General features: G+C 63.9%; 19 protein-coding genes and 1 tRNA gene. 8 read left to right on the top strand and 12 right to left on the bottom strand.

From position 1 onward, the window contains the following. Positions 1 to 35 precede the first annotated feature (35 nt). A complete protein-coding gene (locus MYCSP_RS04865) occupies positions 36 to 422 on the top strand; it encodes a PPOX class F420-dependent oxidoreductase (RefSeq protein WP_070912886.1) in 387 nt (128 codons plus the stop codon). Here the strand turns inward: MYCSP_RS04865 and MYCSP_RS04860 are convergent. Continuing rightward, complete coding sequence (locus MYCSP_RS04860; protein ID WP_088415445.1) at positions 419 to 1,216, bottom strand: sulfite exporter TauE/SafE family protein; 798 nt, start codon at positions 1,214 to 1,216, stop codon at positions 419 to 421. The genes MYCSP_RS04865 and MYCSP_RS04860 overlap by 4 nt on opposite strands. An 88-nt stretch (positions 1,217 to 1,304) precedes the next feature. Between MYCSP_RS04860 and MYCSP_RS04855 the strand changes: the two genes are divergently transcribed. Genes MYCSP_RS04855 through MYCSP_RS04845 form a run of 3 tightly spaced genes read left to right on the top strand, consistent with a single transcriptional unit; the run spans position 1,305 to position 2,634 of the window. After that, on the top strand, positions 1,305 to 2,060 hold the full coding sequence (locus tag MYCSP_RS04855) for an AraC family transcriptional regulator (protein WP_088413300.1): 756 nt from the start codon (positions 1,305 to 1,307) through the stop codon (positions 2,058 to 2,060). A 16-nt stretch (positions 2,061 to 2,076) separates the two neighbouring features. Next, the gene (locus MYCSP_RS04850) at positions 2,077 to 2,352 is read left to right on the top strand and encodes a hypothetical protein (protein WP_083014457.1); all 276 of its coding nucleotides are present in this window, start codon (positions 2,077 to 2,079) and stop codon (positions 2,350 to 2,352) included. A 57-nt stretch (positions 2,353 to 2,409) separates the two neighbouring features. Further along, on the top strand, positions 2,410 to 2,634 hold the full coding sequence (locus MYCSP_RS04845) for a hypothetical protein (RefSeq protein WP_088413299.1): 225 nt from the start codon (positions 2,410 to 2,412) through the stop codon (positions 2,632 to 2,634). A 92-nt stretch (positions 2,635 to 2,726) separates the two neighbouring features. On the opposite strand, the gene MYCSP_RS04840 is transcribed toward MYCSP_RS04845, so the two are convergent. The 8 genes from MYCSP_RS04840 to MYCSP_RS04805 form a co-directional block, all read right to left on the bottom strand. After that, complete coding sequence (locus tag MYCSP_RS04840; protein ID WP_420093058.1) at positions 2,727 to 3,290, bottom strand: LppU/SCO3897 family protein; 564 nt, start codon at positions 3,288 to 3,290, stop codon at positions 2,727 to 2,729. A 56-nt stretch (positions 3,291 to 3,346) separates the two neighbouring features. Beyond that, positions 3,347 to 4,018 carry a hypothetical protein gene (locus tag MYCSP_RS04835; RefSeq protein WP_235629522.1) on the bottom strand — a complete coding sequence of 224 codons (672 nt, stop codon included), beginning with the start codon at positions 4,016 to 4,018 and terminating at the stop codon, positions 3,347 to 3,349. Then, the gene (locus tag MYCSP_RS04830; RefSeq protein WP_235629521.1) at positions 4,003 to 5,481 is read right to left on the bottom strand and encodes an N-acetylmuramoyl-L-alanine amidase; all 1,479 of its coding nucleotides are present in this window, start codon (positions 5,479 to 5,481) and stop codon (positions 4,003 to 4,005) included. Before MYCSP_RS04830 ends, MYCSP_RS04835 begins: the two co-directional genes overlap by 16 nt. A gap of 630 nt (positions 5,482 to 6,111) precedes the next feature. Beyond that, positions 6,112 to 6,187 (bottom strand) — tRNA-Ala (locus tag MYCSP_RS04825). Between the two features lie 49 nt (positions 6,188 to 6,236). Then, positions 6,237 to 7,238, bottom strand: a complete 1,002-nt coding sequence (gene sepX, locus MYCSP_RS04820) for a divisome protein SepX/GlpR (protein ID WP_083014448.1) — start codon at positions 7,236 to 7,238, stop codon at positions 6,237 to 6,239. Positions 7,239 to 7,493: 255 nt separating this feature from the next. Continuing rightward, a complete protein-coding gene (locus tag MYCSP_RS04815) occupies positions 7,494 to 8,147 on the bottom strand; it encodes a GNAT family N-acetyltransferase (RefSeq protein WP_083014446.1) in 654 nt (217 codons plus the stop codon). A gap of 28 nt (positions 8,148 to 8,175) precedes the next feature. Next, positions 8,176 to 9,483, bottom strand: a complete 1,308-nt coding sequence (gene glp / locus MYCSP_RS04810; RefSeq protein WP_083014444.1) for a molybdotransferase-like divisome protein Glp — start codon at positions 9,481 to 9,483, stop codon at positions 8,176 to 8,178. 23 nt (positions 9,484 to 9,506) lie between these two features. Continuing rightward, complete coding sequence (locus tag MYCSP_RS04805) at positions 9,507 to 10,469, bottom strand: UTP--glucose-1-phosphate uridylyltransferase (RefSeq protein ID WP_083014442.1); 963 nt, start codon at positions 10,467 to 10,469, stop codon at positions 9,507 to 9,509. Positions 10,470 to 10,528: 59 nt separating this feature from the next. Between MYCSP_RS04805 and MYCSP_RS04800 the strand changes: the two genes are divergently transcribed. The 4 genes from MYCSP_RS04800 to mscL all read left to right on the top strand — a co-directional run bounded on the left by MYCSP_RS04800 (position 10,529) and on the right by mscL (position 12,664). After that, positions 10,529 to 11,116, top strand: a complete 588-nt coding sequence (locus tag MYCSP_RS04800; protein WP_268873121.1) for a 5-formyltetrahydrofolate cyclo-ligase — start codon at positions 10,529 to 10,531, stop codon at positions 11,114 to 11,116. 66 nt (positions 11,117 to 11,182) lie between these two features. After that, entirely contained in the window at positions 11,183 to 11,521 is a 339-nt protein-coding gene (locus MYCSP_RS04795) for an FmdB family zinc ribbon protein (RefSeq protein ID WP_083014438.1), read from the top strand. A 63-nt stretch (positions 11,522 to 11,584) separates the two neighbouring features. Further along, positions 11,585 to 12,259 carry an SAF domain-containing protein gene (locus MYCSP_RS04790; protein ID WP_088413295.1) on the top strand — a complete coding sequence of 225 codons (675 nt, stop codon included), beginning with the start codon at positions 11,585 to 11,587 and terminating at the stop codon, positions 12,257 to 12,259. 9 nt (positions 12,260 to 12,268) lie between these two features. Next, a complete protein-coding gene (gene mscL / locus MYCSP_RS04785) occupies positions 12,269 to 12,664 on the top strand; it encodes a large-conductance mechanosensitive channel protein MscL (RefSeq protein ID WP_070912901.1) in 396 nt (131 codons plus the stop codon). 27 nt (positions 12,665 to 12,691) lie between these two features. Here the strand turns inward: mscL and MYCSP_RS04780 are convergent, their stop codons facing one another. The 3 genes from MYCSP_RS04780 to MYCSP_RS04770 all read right to left on the bottom strand — a co-directional run bounded on the left by MYCSP_RS04780 (position 12,692) and on the right by MYCSP_RS04770 (position 15,283). Next, entirely contained in the window at positions 12,692 to 13,363 is a 672-nt protein-coding gene (locus tag MYCSP_RS04780; protein ID WP_088413294.1) for an MspA family porin, read from the bottom strand. A 741-nt stretch (positions 13,364 to 14,104) separates the two neighbouring features. Next, positions 14,105 to 14,776 carry an MspA family porin gene (locus MYCSP_RS04775; RefSeq protein ID WP_070912903.1) on the bottom strand — a complete coding sequence of 224 codons (672 nt, stop codon included), beginning with the start codon at positions 14,774 to 14,776 and terminating at the stop codon, positions 14,105 to 14,107. A gap of 303 nt (positions 14,777 to 15,079) precedes the next feature. Beyond that, positions 15,080 to 15,283: a hypothetical protein gene (locus MYCSP_RS04770; protein ID WP_088413293.1), complete on the bottom strand. Its 204-nt coding sequence runs from the start codon at positions 15,281 to 15,283 to the stop codon at positions 15,080 to 15,082. Positions 15,284 to 15,286: the final 3 nt, after the last annotated feature.

Genomic DNA, 15,286 nt, shown 5'->3' with positions numbered 1-15,286 from the left:
ATCGAAACCGAAAGCACGCAGCATGGGAGACAGCGATGACCGATTGGGATGTGGTCGGACGGGCGAACTATGTCTCGTTCACGAGCTACCGCAAGGACGGCACCGCGGTCTCGACCCCGGTGTGGATCGCGCCCGCCGAGGGCAAGCTCTACTTCTTCTCGGAAGTCGGTGCGTACAAGGTAAAACGCGTCCGCAGAAACCCGGCGGTGACGTTGCAACCCTGCGATGTCCGGGGCAAGCTCACCGCCGGTTCGCCGGTCGTGGAGGGCACCGCACGAATCCTTGATTTCGCCGACACCCCGCGAGTACGCAAGATCGTCAACCGCAAGTACTGGCTGCTGGGGCCGTTGAGCGAGTTCGGCGTCTGGATCACCCGCCGGCAGCAGGCCTCGTTCGCCATCGAGATCTCGCCAAGCACCTAAAAGGCACCGGGCGACAACGCCATCGCCAGAGCCGAAACAACCAGTAGCGCAACGTATGCCTGGGCATGCACCGTATCGGGCAGTCTGGGCGGGCGCCGTCGCAGCCAGATCACCAACGGCAATGCCCCGATGAGTAATGCACCGGCCGCACGAAAATCCACGGCGCCAACGAAGTACGGCTCGTCCATCGGCGCTACCGCGGTACTGGTGAGAAAGACCGTCAAGGCCGGCATGCTGATCGCCAGGGTCAGCGGATTCGCCAGTGCGGTAGCCACATTCATGGGCTTGCCGCCGCGACGCAGCAAGGGGACTGTCATCACGCTGCCGCCCACACCCAGGAGAGATGCCGCCGTACCGATGGGGACGCCCAGCGCGGGAGAGATCGTGAACTCACGCCCGGGTCCGTCAATCCGGCTGGGGCGGCGCAGAAATCCGGGGCGCAACAGCACGTCGGCAATCGTGATCATCAGATAGGCAACAAAACCCCATGTCGTCAGGTGCGCTGGTACCGACCGTGCCAAGGCCGCGCCAAGAGCACCACCGCACCCCAGCAGCGCAATGAGTGGCGTCGCATTGCGCAAGTGCCACAAGGTGGCTCGCGATGTCGCGGCCGTGGCGGCAGCCGCGTTGACGACCATGACGACCGCCGAAGTCGCTACGGCCACCTCGGTCGCTGCGGCACCCAATGCCCCGTCGGCCCAGAGGATTACCGGCACGGCGACAAATCCGCCACCGAAGCCGAACAGAACGGTGGTGAGCCCGGCAAGGAGGCCGATCACCACCAACACGATCACGCTCATGGAACCAGTCCAGCCGACATGGAATTTACGGACAATCGAAAGCAGGCTCGATTCATATGACTTTCAGCCATATCCTGGCCGGGTGCGGAACATACCGTTGCGCGACGTCGACCATCTGCCCCACGAGGTGCTGCCGATCAGTACGGACTACACCGATGGGCAGCTGTTGGATTGGCACGAGCACCGGCGTGCACAGTTTCTCTACGGAACAACCGGCACGATGATCGTGGAGACCGACGCCGGAACCTGGACGGTACCCACGCGTCGCGCCGTCATGATTCCCGCGCGCACTCGTCACCGGGTGCGAATGCTGGAGGTGCGTACCGGCAGCCTTTACATCGAACCGTCAGCCGTCCCCTGGTGGCCGTCTTCGTGCGTGGTCGTCGACGTCACTCCGTTGATGCATGAACTGCTCAGCGCCGCCGCGAATCTGCACGCCGGCTACGACCGGTCGGGCCGCGACGGAGCGCTCACCGCCCTACTGCTGCACGAGCTGGCATCCTTCACCGCCCTGCCGCTGCACATCGACATGCCCCGTTCGCTCGATCTGGCCGAGTTGTGCCGCGACTACCTCGACGCGCCGAATGTTTCGATCTCCAACGGCCAGTGGGCGGGCCGCTTGAATACCAGCGAGCGCACCCTGACTCGCCGTTTCCGGGATGAAGTCGCGATGAGCCCCGCCGCGTGGCGGGTCCGCGCACGGCTGCTGGCCGCGGTTCCGCTGCTGCGCCGCCATTCGGTGACTCAGGTTGCCAGGCAGCTCGGGTACGCCACACCCGCCGCCTTCTCCTATGCCTTCACCAGAGCGTTCGACATTGCCCCGTCGTGCGTCCGATGACCTAGAGTTCACCGCTATGAGCCGGACCGCGATCGTCATCATCGTCGGAGTTGTCGCAGCACTGGCGTTCCTCGCCGTCGGCGCGCTGGTCAAGAAGGTCGGGATACAGAGTGCCGTCACGCATTTCCTGGTCGCCTGGGGCAGCGTTGCTGTGTTCAACATGGGCGTGGGCGTCTTCGAGGCGGGGTACGGCGTTGCCGAGGAACTGCCTGTGTTGCTGGTGGTGTTCGGCATTCCGGCGGCAGTGGCCGGGATCGGCTGGCTAGGGGCACGACGTCTCTCGCGGCCCTGATCGCCGCACCAAGAACCTCGCAGGCGCAGGTCAGCGCTTGACGATACTGTGGGATGCATGACGACGACGTTCGTCGGGATAGCAGCGATCGTGGCGATGACCCTTATCGGCATCGGCATGAATGCTGGACTCTTCAATACCCGCAGGGCACGGCAGGCGATACCGCCATTGGTCGCCCGGGCGGCGGCTCCCGTGTACGCGCTCAACCGGCGCATCGGAAACCCGGGCCGCGCCGTGAAGCAGCCCGAAGAACCCGAATCGCTCGACGAACCGGACAAGTGAACTCCCGGCGGATTGACGTAGGCGATGCGGGCCTACTCCACCGCAGGCACGTCCCGCAGCTGCTGGGTCAGAAGTGGAATTCTGTCTGTTGTTCAGGGTTGGCGCTGAGTACATACGGTGAATCGGCGCTGCGGATGGGCATACCCGCCATTCGGGCAGGCATCGACAGCGGTGGTGTTGAGAACAACCTTGATCGGCTTGTATCTCTCGGGCGCTTTCGGATCATCGCAGGCGACCTTTGTGACTGGCTGCCCTAGATTGAGGCATAAGTCCTTGTCCCATGCCAGATCAAGACACGCGGTGTACTGTCCAGTGTCCTTGGAATTGTGATAGTAGGAATGATCGGCATCGCCGCACTCACGAGATCTGTTCACGCGCTGCACGATCCGGTATGTGTACTGCTGTGACCCGCAATCGACCAGTGTCAAAACTGCGTTGACGGCAGGCCCCGATAGATTCACACAGCCACCGACAGGCGCCTCGCCTTCACCATTGGCCGTCAGCGAAGCAGGCGACGGAAACTGGCCCGGAATCTTAGAGAAGTCCGTCGAATCCTGTTGAGAGGACGCCGTAGCGGGCACCGTCTGCGAAGGAGCTTCGGCCGGAGAACCGCACGACGAAACTGTCCAGCAGGTCAAGGCAACAACAGCACGCACGCCCCAGCTGGGCCGGACGCCTGCACCTGATGGGTGCAAGAAAGGCACGGTCAGGCTCATGCTTTGGAGATGTTGTCGAGTACGGTGCGGAATAAGTGCTCGGCCGCGGCCCGATCGGAATCGGGCCGGATTTCCATATCGACCACCAGCCCGCGGCTCTCTGCGAGGAAAATGGTGTTGTGCGAGTAGGAGTATCCGTACGTTTGCTCCGCTGGCACCGCAGGTACAGATTCGGTGCGATAGGTGATCTTTCTGTCCTCGCCCGAATCGGTCTTGAAAGCAAATTCCGGGCAGACTGACACAAATTCCCTAACGGACGACAGCACATTGCTGCCGTTCTTAATACGATACAGACCCAGACCTATCAGGTCGTTGCGAGTTCTTCCATGATCGGTGCTGCCTCCGAGGGAGATCACGGTGTCAAGCTTCGGGCCCAGGTGAGCCAGAGGGCCTTGATCGCAGCGGATTGGGGGCTTGGGTTCCGGACGCGAAGTCATCGGCCCGTAGTCAGCCTGGACAGGAAACGGAAAGTCCTTTTCTGGCGGCATCAGAGCCTTCAGCTCGTCATCAGAGCGGCCCCGCAAATCACCGTTGGATGCGACGGTCGTGGTCGCTGCCGATGCCGGCGATTGGACGACATCACCGGGCCCGCAGCCGACGACGCTGCTTGCCAGCGCAGTAATCAAGGCGACAGATGCCGCCCAGCGCGTGATCATGACGGTAGACATTTCATGTATTGCTCCACCTGCCGTTGGAATACGTCCCACGGAAACCCCTTCCCTACGTCGTGGTGGTCACCCCAGTCTGCGCCGCCCGCGGCGTGCTCGGCGATCCCTGGCTGAGTCGGAGCCACGCCCGATCCATCGGCCTGGATGAAGTTAAGCGGTATGCCATTTTGCTTCGCAGCACGAGCGGTAATGAACGCCGCCATATCAAGTGCTTTCGCATTATCGACGGTCCAAGTTCGCCTGTCCCAGCCAATACCCGAACCTGCAAAGTTGATATTGATCGACTGCGGATTGGCATTGGCGGCCGACCAGGAGGCGGCACTCTCCGGAATGTTCGATACCACGTTGCCGAAGCTATCAACTACCCAATGGTAGGAGACGCTCGTGTCGTTTCCCTGCGCATCCTGATGATCGGCCCACAGGTACTCGCCCAGTTGCTGAGCCGTCTTGCCGAGAATTCCCGGGTCAGATGGATCTACTTCACCGCTGGGCAGATGAACCGGTGGTGACTCGGTATGCAGAATGATCCACTTGATCGGCTTGCCGCCCCTAGAACTCTCATGCGGATTGCTACCGGGGGCTTGGCGCATCTCTATCGGATTGAAGTCCGGCAGTTTGCACTCAGGCTCTTTGGGCTTGGTGGGCGTGGCGTTGGGATCTGGTTGGGCTGTACCGGTGACCGTTTCGCAGAACAGGCCACCGATCACTGGCCAGTCGCAGGGGCCGTTCTTCGATTGAGGCTTCTGCTGGTTGGGTGGGCAGGTAGAGCATTGAAAGGCTGGCTGCCAGCCGCGATCCGGCTTCTTGAACACACTGCCCGCGCCACCCACACCGGATTTTGCAAGGCTGACGAATTCCTGCAGAATTCCGTAATCCTCGGCTTGCTGCTCGCATTCCTTTTGCCGCGTTTGATCTTGCTGATCATCTTGACTCGGCTGCTGATTCTGCGTCCCCTGCTCAGGCTGCTGGCCTTGTTGAGGCTGGTTGCCTTGTTGCGGTGCTTGATAGTCGGGATTGGATTGACCAGGCCCTTGGGTGTATCCGGGTGCGGTGGAGTAATCGGGGATCTGCGTGCCATGGGCGGGCTGATCCACGCCTTGCTGAGGCTGTGAGCCTTGCTGACCCGGAACTTGTTGCGGTGCTTGCGGATTGCCGCTGTTGTAAATGCTGATACCGGAGTTCTGGTCCAGCGGCGGCTGATTGATTCCGCCCTGGTAGTCGGGCTGCTGCGGAGGTAGGGCAGGTGGCTGGAACTGCGAGCCGTTCATACCGCCATCTCCACCAGGCCCCCCTGTGGGACCAGTCGGGTCCGCGGCCGCGGTCTGCACCGTCGAAAACCCAATACCGGGCATCGTGTGGTCGCTGGCGACCTTCACCCCACTGATTGCAAGCACCACCAGGGCCACCGCAGCCGATGTCCTACGCAAACCCGGCAACATACGCCAACGATCACTCAGGACCATGCGGAAATGCCCCTCCCAATACTTGCTATATGCTGCGCGTGCGCGCAACCCCTATTCGGATCATGCCAGAAATCATGCTGTTATGTCCACAGTTCTGGCCGTAGCTATGTTTGCTGTAGCAGACTGATTGATCAGACCATCGCTGTGGATAGATCGGTAACCTTCGACTACCTGGCAATATGATGACCGCAGCGTCACCACTGGACTCGGGATGCGTCGGGGTGATTTCGGACCTTAGCTAGTGATCCGAAACTGCGCGCTTGCGCGACACCGGGTGTCTCCTCGTATGGGCCGCGAACTGGTTTGGGGTTGTCCGGCCCGCCCCACCCACACAGCGGAGAGACCCCCGTGGTCAGGTGCCGCGGAATTCCAGCTGCCGGCCGAGTGTCTTCGGGCCAGCGGTCGAGGAGTTCCAGGAGACGAACAAGACTTGCCGACGATCACCCCCGCATGATCTGCGGCACATGGCAGCCATCCGGGCGTCAGTGCGGGCGCGAACCGTAAAGGCGGTTCAGCGGACGCCAGGGCGTGCAATAGCGTCGATGACCTGGATGTCTACGCGGACCGTTCGACACCAGCCCAAATCAGCCCGGCGAAATGAAAAATCCCCCGGGCAAGCCGGGGGATCTCTGGTGGAGCTAGGGAGAATCGAACTCCCGACCTTCTCGATGCGAACGAGACGCGCTACCAACTGCGCTATAGCCCCAAGACGCTAAGACCTTACCAGCCGGCCCGCGTCTGACCGAATCAGATACCTACTGGCCGACGGCGTGCGGCATGCGGTACTGCCGCGGCTCGTCGTAGTAATCCAGGTGCTCGAAAACCGGGTCCTCGTCATCGATTTCGAGGACGGCGGCTCCCGGGCGGCGCAGACGCTGCGGCACCACATCTAGCTCGCGATCTCCGACGTTCTCCACACCGACCACACGCGCACGCTGGTAACGCGCGGCACGGCGACGGCGCAGCTGCTCCTCGATGCGGGTCTGACGACGCAGGTAGCCCAGGTAGAGCACGGCCATCACGCCGAGTGCGCCGCAGGCCCACCATGCGGTGCTGCTCGCGGTGGCGGCCACCACACCGGCCAGGGCCATCGCCCCGACCAGACCCATCAGCACGCGCTTACGGAACGCGAACTTGCGCGCGTTCTCCTTGGCCATGACCTCGGGGTCAAACCGGCGCCGGCGCGACGAACTGTACACCGGCGGAGCCTGATGACGTTCCCGCGTCGGCTCGGCCGGAATGGCCAGACCCGAGGTGTCATCGACGTACTCGTAGGTGCCCGAATCGGTTTCAGCGACGGGCGCCTCTTCCAGGTCCTCAAGCTCGTCGGACAGCTCGGCCTCGCCAGCGGGCAGTGCGGTCGCATCCTCATCGATCACATCGACGTCGACGGGCTCGTCGGCTTCGATCTTCGTCTCGGGGCGAACCTTGCGCACAGCCATTGCCTTCACGGCCTGGGCGGCGTCCTTGTCCTCGTCGCTCGGCGCGCTCGCGATGACTCCGGTCGACTCTTCGTCGTCCTCGTCCTCGAGTTCGTCGATGTCCTCGCGGCGGAAGTCCGGGTCGCTGCGGTGACCTGCGGCGGGGCCGGTGCGGCGCAGCAGCTTGGCGGCCTTCCCGTTCAGGACTCGCGTGGCGAGGGCCACGTCGCTGGTGCGTTTGACCACGTCACGCTTGTTGATCAGCATCGGCACCAGAACGAACAGCCACAGCACGACCAGTCCGATCCACAACACCGATTGGGGGATGCTCGGCATCTCGGCCTGCTCCTTTCTGCGCGCTCTTCGTGCCTCTACGTCTAAGCCTCAGGTCAAGGCTAGGTTGGCGATCTGCGCACGTAACGAGGCGCGCCGATACCAATTACACACCTGTAATTCTACAGGGGCAAGCATCACAGGCCCCAATAGTCACATCAGTCTCAGCAATCTCTGGCGAACAGACGTGAAAGCGCCAAGACACGCCGCGAAATGGGAGCTTTTGCGTCTGCTCGCGAGGAGAAGAAAGAGAAGGAGCTAGACCCAGCTGGCGTTGCCGGAACGCACCAGCATCGCCGCGGCCGATCCCCGCACCTCTTCGACCGTCATCGCCACCAGCAGGTGATCACGCCACGCGCCATCGACATCGAGGTAGCGCTTGAGCAGCCCCTCCTCGCGAAAGCCGACCTTGGCCAGCACCGCACGGCTGGCACCGTTCTCCGGCCGCACGGTCGCCTCCACCCGATGCAGGGTGGCAGGCCCGAAGCAGTGATCGAGCCCCAGCGCGAGGGCCGCAGTTGCCACCCCCTGCCGGGTCACGGTGCTGACCACCCAGTACCCGATCCAGGCCGATCGCAGCGCGCCGTGCGCGATGTTGCCGATGGTCAGCTGTCCGACGAAATGCCCGTTCAGCTCGATGGCGCAGGGAATCATCCGGCCCTTACGTGCCTCGGCCCGCAGACCCGAACACAGCGCAGGCCAGGATGACACCCCGTGCCGCGCCATCCAGTCGACCTCAGAGGACGGCTCCCATGGCTGTAGATGTGACTGATCTGCCAGCCGGGCGCGACTCCACGCCATCCCGTCGCGCAACCGGATGGGGCGCACCGACACCACCCCGGCCGGCACCCGCAGCTTCCCGAGCGGCATCGGCCAACCCGGGTGCGCACTCTCCTGACGCCAGACGCTCATGCAGGCTCCTGGCCTTCACGCGAACGGTTCATCCGCGTTGCGCCAGGAATGCGACCTCGACGATCTCCCCGGTGCGGACCTGCTCGACCTCGGAGGGCACGATCACGAGGCAGTTCGCCTCCGCGAGCGTCGCAAGCAGATGCGAGGAGGCACCCGGCGCACCGAGGACCTGCACCAGATACTCACCGTTGTCCTGATCGCGCATCAGCTGGCCGCGCAGAAATCCCTTGCGTCCCGCAATCGACGTAATAGGAGACACGGTGCGCGCCTGAATGATTCGACGTTGCGACTGCCTGCGCCCCAGCGCCAGGCGAATCAACGGCCGCACCATCACCTCGAAGACCACCAGGGCCCCGACCGGATTCGCGGGCAGCAGGAAGGTCGGCACGGCGTCGCGGCCCAGTTGCCCGAAGCCCTGCACCGAACCCGGATGCATGGCGATGCGCCCGACCTCCATATCGCCCAGTGCCGACAGCGCCTCGCGAATACCCTCGGCGGCGGCACCGCCGACCGCACCGGAGATGACGACGACCTCGGCCCGGTTCAGCTGGCCCTCGACCACCTCGCGGAACGCCGCAGGCTCCGCGCTGACGATGCCCACGCGATTGACATCGGCACCGGCGTCGCGGGCCGCGGCCGCCAGTGCGTAGGAGTTCACGTCGTACACCTGGCCGTTTCCAGGAGTGCGGTCGACGTCGACAAGCTCGCCGCCGACACTGATCACCGAGAGCCGGGGCCTCGGATGCACCAGCACCCGATCACGGCCCACCGCCGCCAGCAGCCCGACCTGGGCGGCGCCGATGATCGTGCCCGCCCGTACCGCGACGTCACCGGGCTGCACGTCATCGCCGGTGCGCCGCACATAGTCGCCCGAACGCACCGCGCGCAGCACCTTGACCCGCGATTCGCCACCCTCGGACCAGCGCAACGGCAACACCGCATCCGCCAACGTCGGCATGGGGGCTCCGGTCTGCACGCGCACCGCCTGACGCGGTTGCAGCCGGGTAGGCGTGCGCTCCCCCACCCGCACCGTGCCGACGACCGGCAGCTCAACCGTTCCGATCTCGCCGCTGGACTCCTCGACGTCGCCCTCGTCCTCCGGGCTCGCACCCTCGCCGGGACTGATCACGCGCACCACACCACCGGCGGCCTGCACGTCGACGCTGCGCACGGCGTATCCGTCGATGGCGGCCTGATCGAACCCGGGCAGCGGGCGAACCGTCACCACTTCCTCGGCGCACAACAAACCCTGGGCTTCGGCGATCGCCACCCGAACCGGGCGCGGTGCGACCGCAGCCGCCGTCACTTTGGCCTGCTGCTCCTCGACCGAACGCACTGGTGCCCTTCTTTTCTTGAGCGTTACTCGGAATCAGGCAGCGTGGTCGGTCCGAGACCGAGCCTTTCGACCAGCCACTGCCGCAAGCCCGGACCGTAGTCGTCGCGGTCCAACGCAAAGTCAACAGCAGCCTTGAGATAGCCGCCAGGATTTCCCAGGTCGTGTCGGGATCCGCGATGCACGACAACATGCACCGGATGGCCCTCGTCGATCAACAATGCGATGGCATCGGTGAGCTGCAACTCGCCGCCGGCACCACGCGGAATCCGCTTGAGCGCATCGAAGATCACCCGGTCCAGCAGGTAGCGCCCGGCCGCCGCATAGTTCGACGGCGCATCTTCAGCCTTGGGCTTTTCGACCATTCCCTTGACACGCAACACATTCGGGTTGGCGGCATCGGGGACGATCTCCACGTCGAAGGCACCGTAGGAACTGATTTCCTCGGGCTTGACCTCGATGGCACACAGCACCGAGCCCCCGCGTTTGGCCCGCACCTTGGCCATCGTCTCCAGCACTCCCCGCGGCCACACCAGGTCATCGGGCAGCAGCACGGCCACCGCGTCCTCGTCGTCATCGAGCACCGACTCCACACAGCCCACCGCGTGTCCGAGGCCGAGCGGCTCGGCCTGAACCACCGATTGCACCTTGATCAGGGCGGGCGCTCGTCGCACCTTCTCGAGCATGGCGTGCTTTCCGCGGTCTTCGAGCGTGCCCTCCAGCACCAGGTCCTCGACGAAGTGGGCGACCACGCCGTCCTTGCCCTCGGAGGTGACGATCACCAAACGTTCGGCACCGGCCTCGGCGGCTTCCTCGGCCACCAGCTCGATGCCGGGGGTGTCCACCACCGGCAGCAGCTCCTTGGGCACCGTCTTGGTAGCCGGTAGAAACCGGGTGCCCAGACCGGCGGCAGGCACCACCGCGGTGCGCGGGATCAACACGTCAGGGGCCGATGAGCCGCTTGCGCGAAGAACGTCCGGGTCTGTCATAGCCACTCACCCTAACCACTGACCACGAGATTGCGCTGGCAAGGCGGTACCGTCACGGAATCGGCACCTCCCAGAACACCAAGGACGCCCTGCGGCAACAGATTGTGCAGGCACGACGGGCGATGTCGCGCACCGATCGCGAAATACAGAACGACGCACTCGCCGCGCATGTCCTGACGGCAGCCTCGGGGCTTTCGGTGATCGCCGCCTACGTGCCGGTGGGCACCGAGCCGGGCTCGGTGCAGATGCTCGACGCCCTGGCCGGCCACGGCATACACGTTCTGCTCCCTGTGGCCCGCAACGACGAGACGGGCACACCGACACCACTGGCCTGGGGGCTGTACCGCCCGGGAGACCTGGTCTATGCCCCTTTTGGCCTGCGTGAGCCGGCTCCGCCGGTGCTCGGCGCAGCCGCCCTGGCCGACGCCGAACTTGTCTTGATCCCGGCGCTCGCGGTGGACAGCCGGGGCAACCGATTGGGCCGCGGCGCCGGGTTCTACGACCGGTCGCTTGGGTTCGCCGACGCATCGGTGGCGCTGGTGACGCCTCTGTATGTCGGTGAGATCCTCGACGAGATCCCGGCAGGACCGTACGACGTGCCGGTGACGCACGCGCTGACTGCCGACGGATTGGTCACACTCGGCTGACGCACATGGCGGACCTAGCACTCCAAGCGCTAGAGTGCTAGTGGCGATTCATCTTCCGGAGGTCCCATGCCCACCTATTCCTATGCGTGTGCCGACTGCGGCGACAAGTTCGACATCGTGCAGGCGTTCACCGACGATGCGCTGACCGTGTGCCAGAAGTGCTCGGGCAAGCTGCGCAAGCTGTTCAACTCGGTGGGCATCGTGTTCAAGGGCAGCGGCTTCTACCGCACCGACAGCCGTTCGGGAAGCGTGGACGCCGCATCCAAGAGCGACTCCGGTTCCAAGAGCGAATCCAAGTCCTCTTCGGACTCCTCGTCGAGCACCTCCTCGTCGACGTCGAGCACGTCGAGTTCTTCCAGCTCGACTTCCACCGCCACCGCCACCGCATCCGCCGCCGCCGGCTGACGCGTTATCCACAGCGAGAAATTCTCTGCTGACGCGCGATGCGCGTCGCCTTAGCGTGAAGGCATGGCCCGCTCGCCCCTGGATCCGACTGCGCTGCAGCGCATAACGGCGGCACTTCGTCCCGACTGGGCCCGAACGGCCCTGGCCCGCCGGATCGCTGCCGCGATTCTGGTGCTCTTCGCAGCCGTCCTGGCCTTTCGCCCCGACCCGGCCAACGATCGCACCGACGTAATGGTGGCCGCCCACGATCTCCCTCCGGGCGCGATTGTGACCGCCGATGACGTGCGACTTGAAAAACGCTCGGCCACAAGCCTTCCCGACGGCGCAAGTACCAGCTCCGGGACCGTCGTGGGAGCGACGCTGGCCGGGCCGGTTCGTCGCGGCGAGATGCTGACCGATGTACGGGTCTTAGGCCCGAGATTGGCAGAATCGTCCGCAGGCAAGGACGCGCGCATCGTGCCGGTGCCGCTGGCCGATGCCGCCATCGTCGACATGATCCGCGCCGGAGACATCGTCGACATCCTCACCGTCGCCGAACACGATCCCGGGACGCCGGACACCGCACCACCCGAGCCCGCGGTACTGGCCACCGGCGCCGTGGTCGTGCTGGTGTCGCCAAAACCCGCCACCAAAGGCGTTGGGACGCAGCGGGCGGTAATGGTCGCACTGCAGCCACAGCAGGCAAATCGCGTCGCCGCAACCGCGTTAGTGCAGGCGGTAACGCTGACCTTGCGTTAGGGTCAGACCATGCTTAAGGGATTCAGAGATTTTCTGCTGCGCGGCAACGTCATTGACCTCGCGGTCGCGGTGGTCATCGGCGCGGCCTTCACCGCACTGGTCACCAAGTTCAGCGACGCCATCATCCAGCCGCTGATCAACCGCATCGGCACCGGCCCCAATTCGGATCACCCAGCACTGAAGGTCGGTATCGGCGGCGGGCAGTACCTGGACTTCAACGTCCTGATCACCGCGACGATCAACTTTGTCCTGATCGCGGCCGTCGTCTACTTCCTGGTCGTCCTCCCGTACAAGACGCTCAAGGACCGCCTGGAAAAGACCGGCGAGGACCCCGCTGCGGCCACCGAGGCCGAGCTTCTGGTCGAGATTCGCGATCTGCTGGCCGAGCAGAAGAAGGCGTCCTAACGCCTTCTTCTGCCTGACCGGACCTGACTACTTCATGTCCCAGGTTTCGCCATAGGTGGTGACGCTGTCGCCCGCGGAACTGATCAGGCGGGCGAACGGACGTAGCAGCACGCCGCCCGCGGCTCCGGTGACGGTGCCATGTGCGTTGCTGACGGCGACGGCGCCCTTGGGGCCCGAGATGGCGACCGAGAAGGTGGCTACTTCCTGAATGCCGGGTCCGTTGCCCAGGTCGACGTTGATACCCGCCGAAGGCAGCAGGTTGGTCGTCTGAACGTACGACGCTTCCGGACTACCACCGAAGGCGTTCGGAATACCGTAGAGCACCGAGACATTCGGCGTCGTGTAGTTGAAGTTCAGACCCACGCCCAGCGACCAGGGGTAACCCACCTGGTATCCGAGCTCCAAGGTGCCCTCGAATGTGTCGGCGGCCGGGCCCGTCACCTCATAGGCCGCCCGTCCGGAGTGGAACCACTCACGAGTGAGGCGGTTGCGGTCCAGCGGGAACACACCGTTGAGGAAGGTGTCCCACTGCTGAATCCTCAGCGTGCGCCCCTTGCCGTCGACCAAGGTCAGCTCATCATCCAGCCCCGCGGCGGCGGTGCCTGTTCCGATGACCGCCAGGCCGACCACGCTGGCGATGACGAGTATCAACGACATGAGGGTGTTGCGCACAACCTGTCGGATGCCAACTGTTCTCATTTAGTTCCCTCAATTCTCGGGGCGCAGGTGCGCCGGGCAAATGCCTACTTCGCCAAGACCACATTGTTGCTCAGGCGGGCCAAACGTAACGGCCAAATCATCTCGACGCGTTTCTTGAATGTTTCGGGAAAGCTAACTCACAGCCGACGCACAGATTCGATGACGATGCGATGGACCGAGACATCATCGTTTGGCTCAGGGCCTATTGAGTAATGGCGACTACCGCATATCCACCGGGCTCGCCGAGCCCCGGGGACGCCTCCGCCCGCGCTACCGATCACTCGCACATCAAAGGCAGAGGTGGCTACCTCATATACCCGAGCCCATTGCCCAGGTCGCCGTCAATACCCGCAGAAGGCCACGGGTCGGCGATCGGGGTGTGCGGAGCCCGTGGCGAACCATCCGGGAGCACCTGCGAAATGCCGTAGAACACGAAGACATTCGGCGTCGTGCCATCGAAGTTCAGACCACATCCAACGATTACGGCCAACTCACTCGATACCGAAATCCGGGGCGCCCTCGAATGCGTCGGCGCCCGGAGCGCTCGATCTCAAGACTGCACGGCCGGGATGGAACCGCTCACACGTGAGGCCGCCGCGACCTCACGGAAACACACCATTCAAGAAGCTGTCCCACGGCGGAGCCCTGAACGTACCCACCTGTCACAAGCCGGGTTAGCTCGTCGTCCGGTCAGGCCGAAGTCGGCCCTGCATGAGCACAGAATGTAGGCGGAGCAGCCCGCTACTTCATATCCCACGTCTCGCCATAGGTGGTGACGCTGTCACCCGCGGAGCTGATCAGCCGCGCGTAGGGACGCAGGAGGACACCACCGGCCGCGCCGGTCACCGTGCCATGCGCATTGCTCACCGCAACCGCGCCCTTGGGGCCCGCCACCGCCACCGAGAAGGTCGCGACCTCCTGGATACCGGGTCCGTTGCCCAGGTCGACGTTGATACCCGCCGAAGGCAGCAGGTTGGTCGTCTGAACGTACGACGCTTCCGGACTACCACCGAAGGCGTTCGGAATACCGTAGAGAATCGAAGTATTCGGCGTCGTGTAGTTGAAGTTCAGACCCACGCCCAGCGACCAGGGGTAACCCACCTGGTATCCGAGCTCCAAGGTGCCCTCGAACGCGTCAGCACCCGGGCCTGTCACGTCGTAGACCGCGCGACCGGAGTGGAACCACTCACGAGTGAGGCGGTTGCGGTCCAGCGGGAACACACCGTTGAGGAAGGTGTCCCACTGCTGAATCCTCAGCGTGCGCCCCTTGCCGTCGACCAAGGTCAGCTCATCATCCAGGCCCGCATGCGCCGTCGCCGTCGTCGCAAAGAGAGCAACAAGAGTCATGGCTAGCGCGCCGACCGCCAACACACCGCGGCGGGCCCAGCCCGATACCTTGCCCAACAGGTTCATTCTGTTCCTATCAGTCCACTCATGGCGAACATGAGAATTTCCTTAGCGACGGACAGATGGACGATAACGGCACGCTGACGACGCGGCAATCTGAACTACCGTTCTGTTCGCGCGCTCATCACCGGACTCCGGGCACACCCGTGAGCAAGAAGTTAGCCAAACCACAGATATCCGCGGGTTAACAATGGGGTGAACGAAGGATTTGCTAGAAAACGGTCACGCATTTCGGGGGAACCGTCACCCCGGATGGGTATCCAAAGGTCGCCACCTGCCGAATTTACGCGTTCGATATGCGGGAATTCCTTAGCCGTGATGCGGCGGAACGTTATCGCGCAACCACCGATCGTCTTCGGGAACGCCCCGCAAATCGTTCATGTCGCGTTCATCCGGCCCCAGGGACGGCATGGTCTGACCGAAGATCCGGTCGATATCCGCATTGCTGGCCGTTGTTCCGCCTTCACCACTTTTGTGGCGAAGGTCACAATCCTGACCCTCTGGGGTCGGCACGCG

This window comes from Mycobacteroides saopaulense (assembly GCF_001456355.1).
Classification (GTDB): Bacteria; Actinomycetota; Actinomycetes; order Mycobacteriales; family Mycobacteriaceae; genus Mycobacterium; species Mycobacterium saopaulense.
Note: the sequence above shows the minus strand (reverse complement) of the source record. Positions and strands in the feature narration are given on the sequence as shown.

Coding starts and splice junctions, on each gene's coding strand:
- MYCSP_RS04865 (WP_070912886.1), top strand. CDS start 36: ATGACCGATTGGGATGTGGTCGGACGGGCGAACTATGTCTCGTTCACG.
- MYCSP_RS04850 (WP_083014457.1), top strand. CDS start 2,077: ATGAGCCGGACCGCGATCGTCATCATCGTCGGAGTTGTCGCAGCACTG.
- MYCSP_RS04845 (WP_088413299.1), top strand. CDS start 2,410: ATGACGACGACGTTCGTCGGGATAGCAGCGATCGTGGCGATGACCCTT.
- MYCSP_RS04835 (WP_235629522.1), bottom strand. CDS start 4,018: ATGTCTACCGTCATGATCACGCGCTGGGCGGCATCTGTCGCCTTGATT.
- MYCSP_RS04830 (WP_235629521.1), bottom strand. CDS start 5,481: ATGGTCCTGAGTGATCGTTGGCGTATGTTGCCGGGTTTGCGTAGGACA.
- sepX (WP_083014448.1), bottom strand. CDS start 7,238: ATGCCGAGCATCCCCCAATCGGTGTTGTGGATCGGACTGGTCGTGCTG.
- MYCSP_RS04815 (WP_083014446.1), bottom strand. CDS start 8,147: ATGAGCGTCTGGCGTCAGGAGAGTGCGCACCCGGGTTGGCCGATGCCG.
- MYCSP_RS04805 (WP_083014442.1), bottom strand. CDS start 10,469: ATGACAGACCCGGACGTTCTTCGCGCAAGCGGCTCATCGGCCCCTGAC.
- MYCSP_RS04795 (WP_083014438.1), top strand. CDS start 11,183: ATGCCCACCTATTCCTATGCGTGTGCCGACTGCGGCGACAAGTTCGAC.
- MYCSP_RS04790 (WP_088413295.1), top strand. CDS start 11,585: ATGGCCCGCTCGCCCCTGGATCCGACTGCGCTGCAGCGCATAACGGCG.
- mscL (WP_070912901.1), top strand. CDS start 12,269: ATGCTTAAGGGATTCAGAGATTTTCTGCTGCGCGGCAACGTCATTGAC.
- MYCSP_RS04780 (WP_088413294.1), bottom strand. CDS start 13,363: ATGAGAACAGTTGGCATCCGACAGGTTGTGCGCAACACCCTCATGTCG.
- MYCSP_RS04775 (WP_070912903.1), bottom strand. CDS start 14,776: ATGAACCTGTTGGGCAAGGTATCGGGCTGGGCCCGCCGCGGTGTGTTG.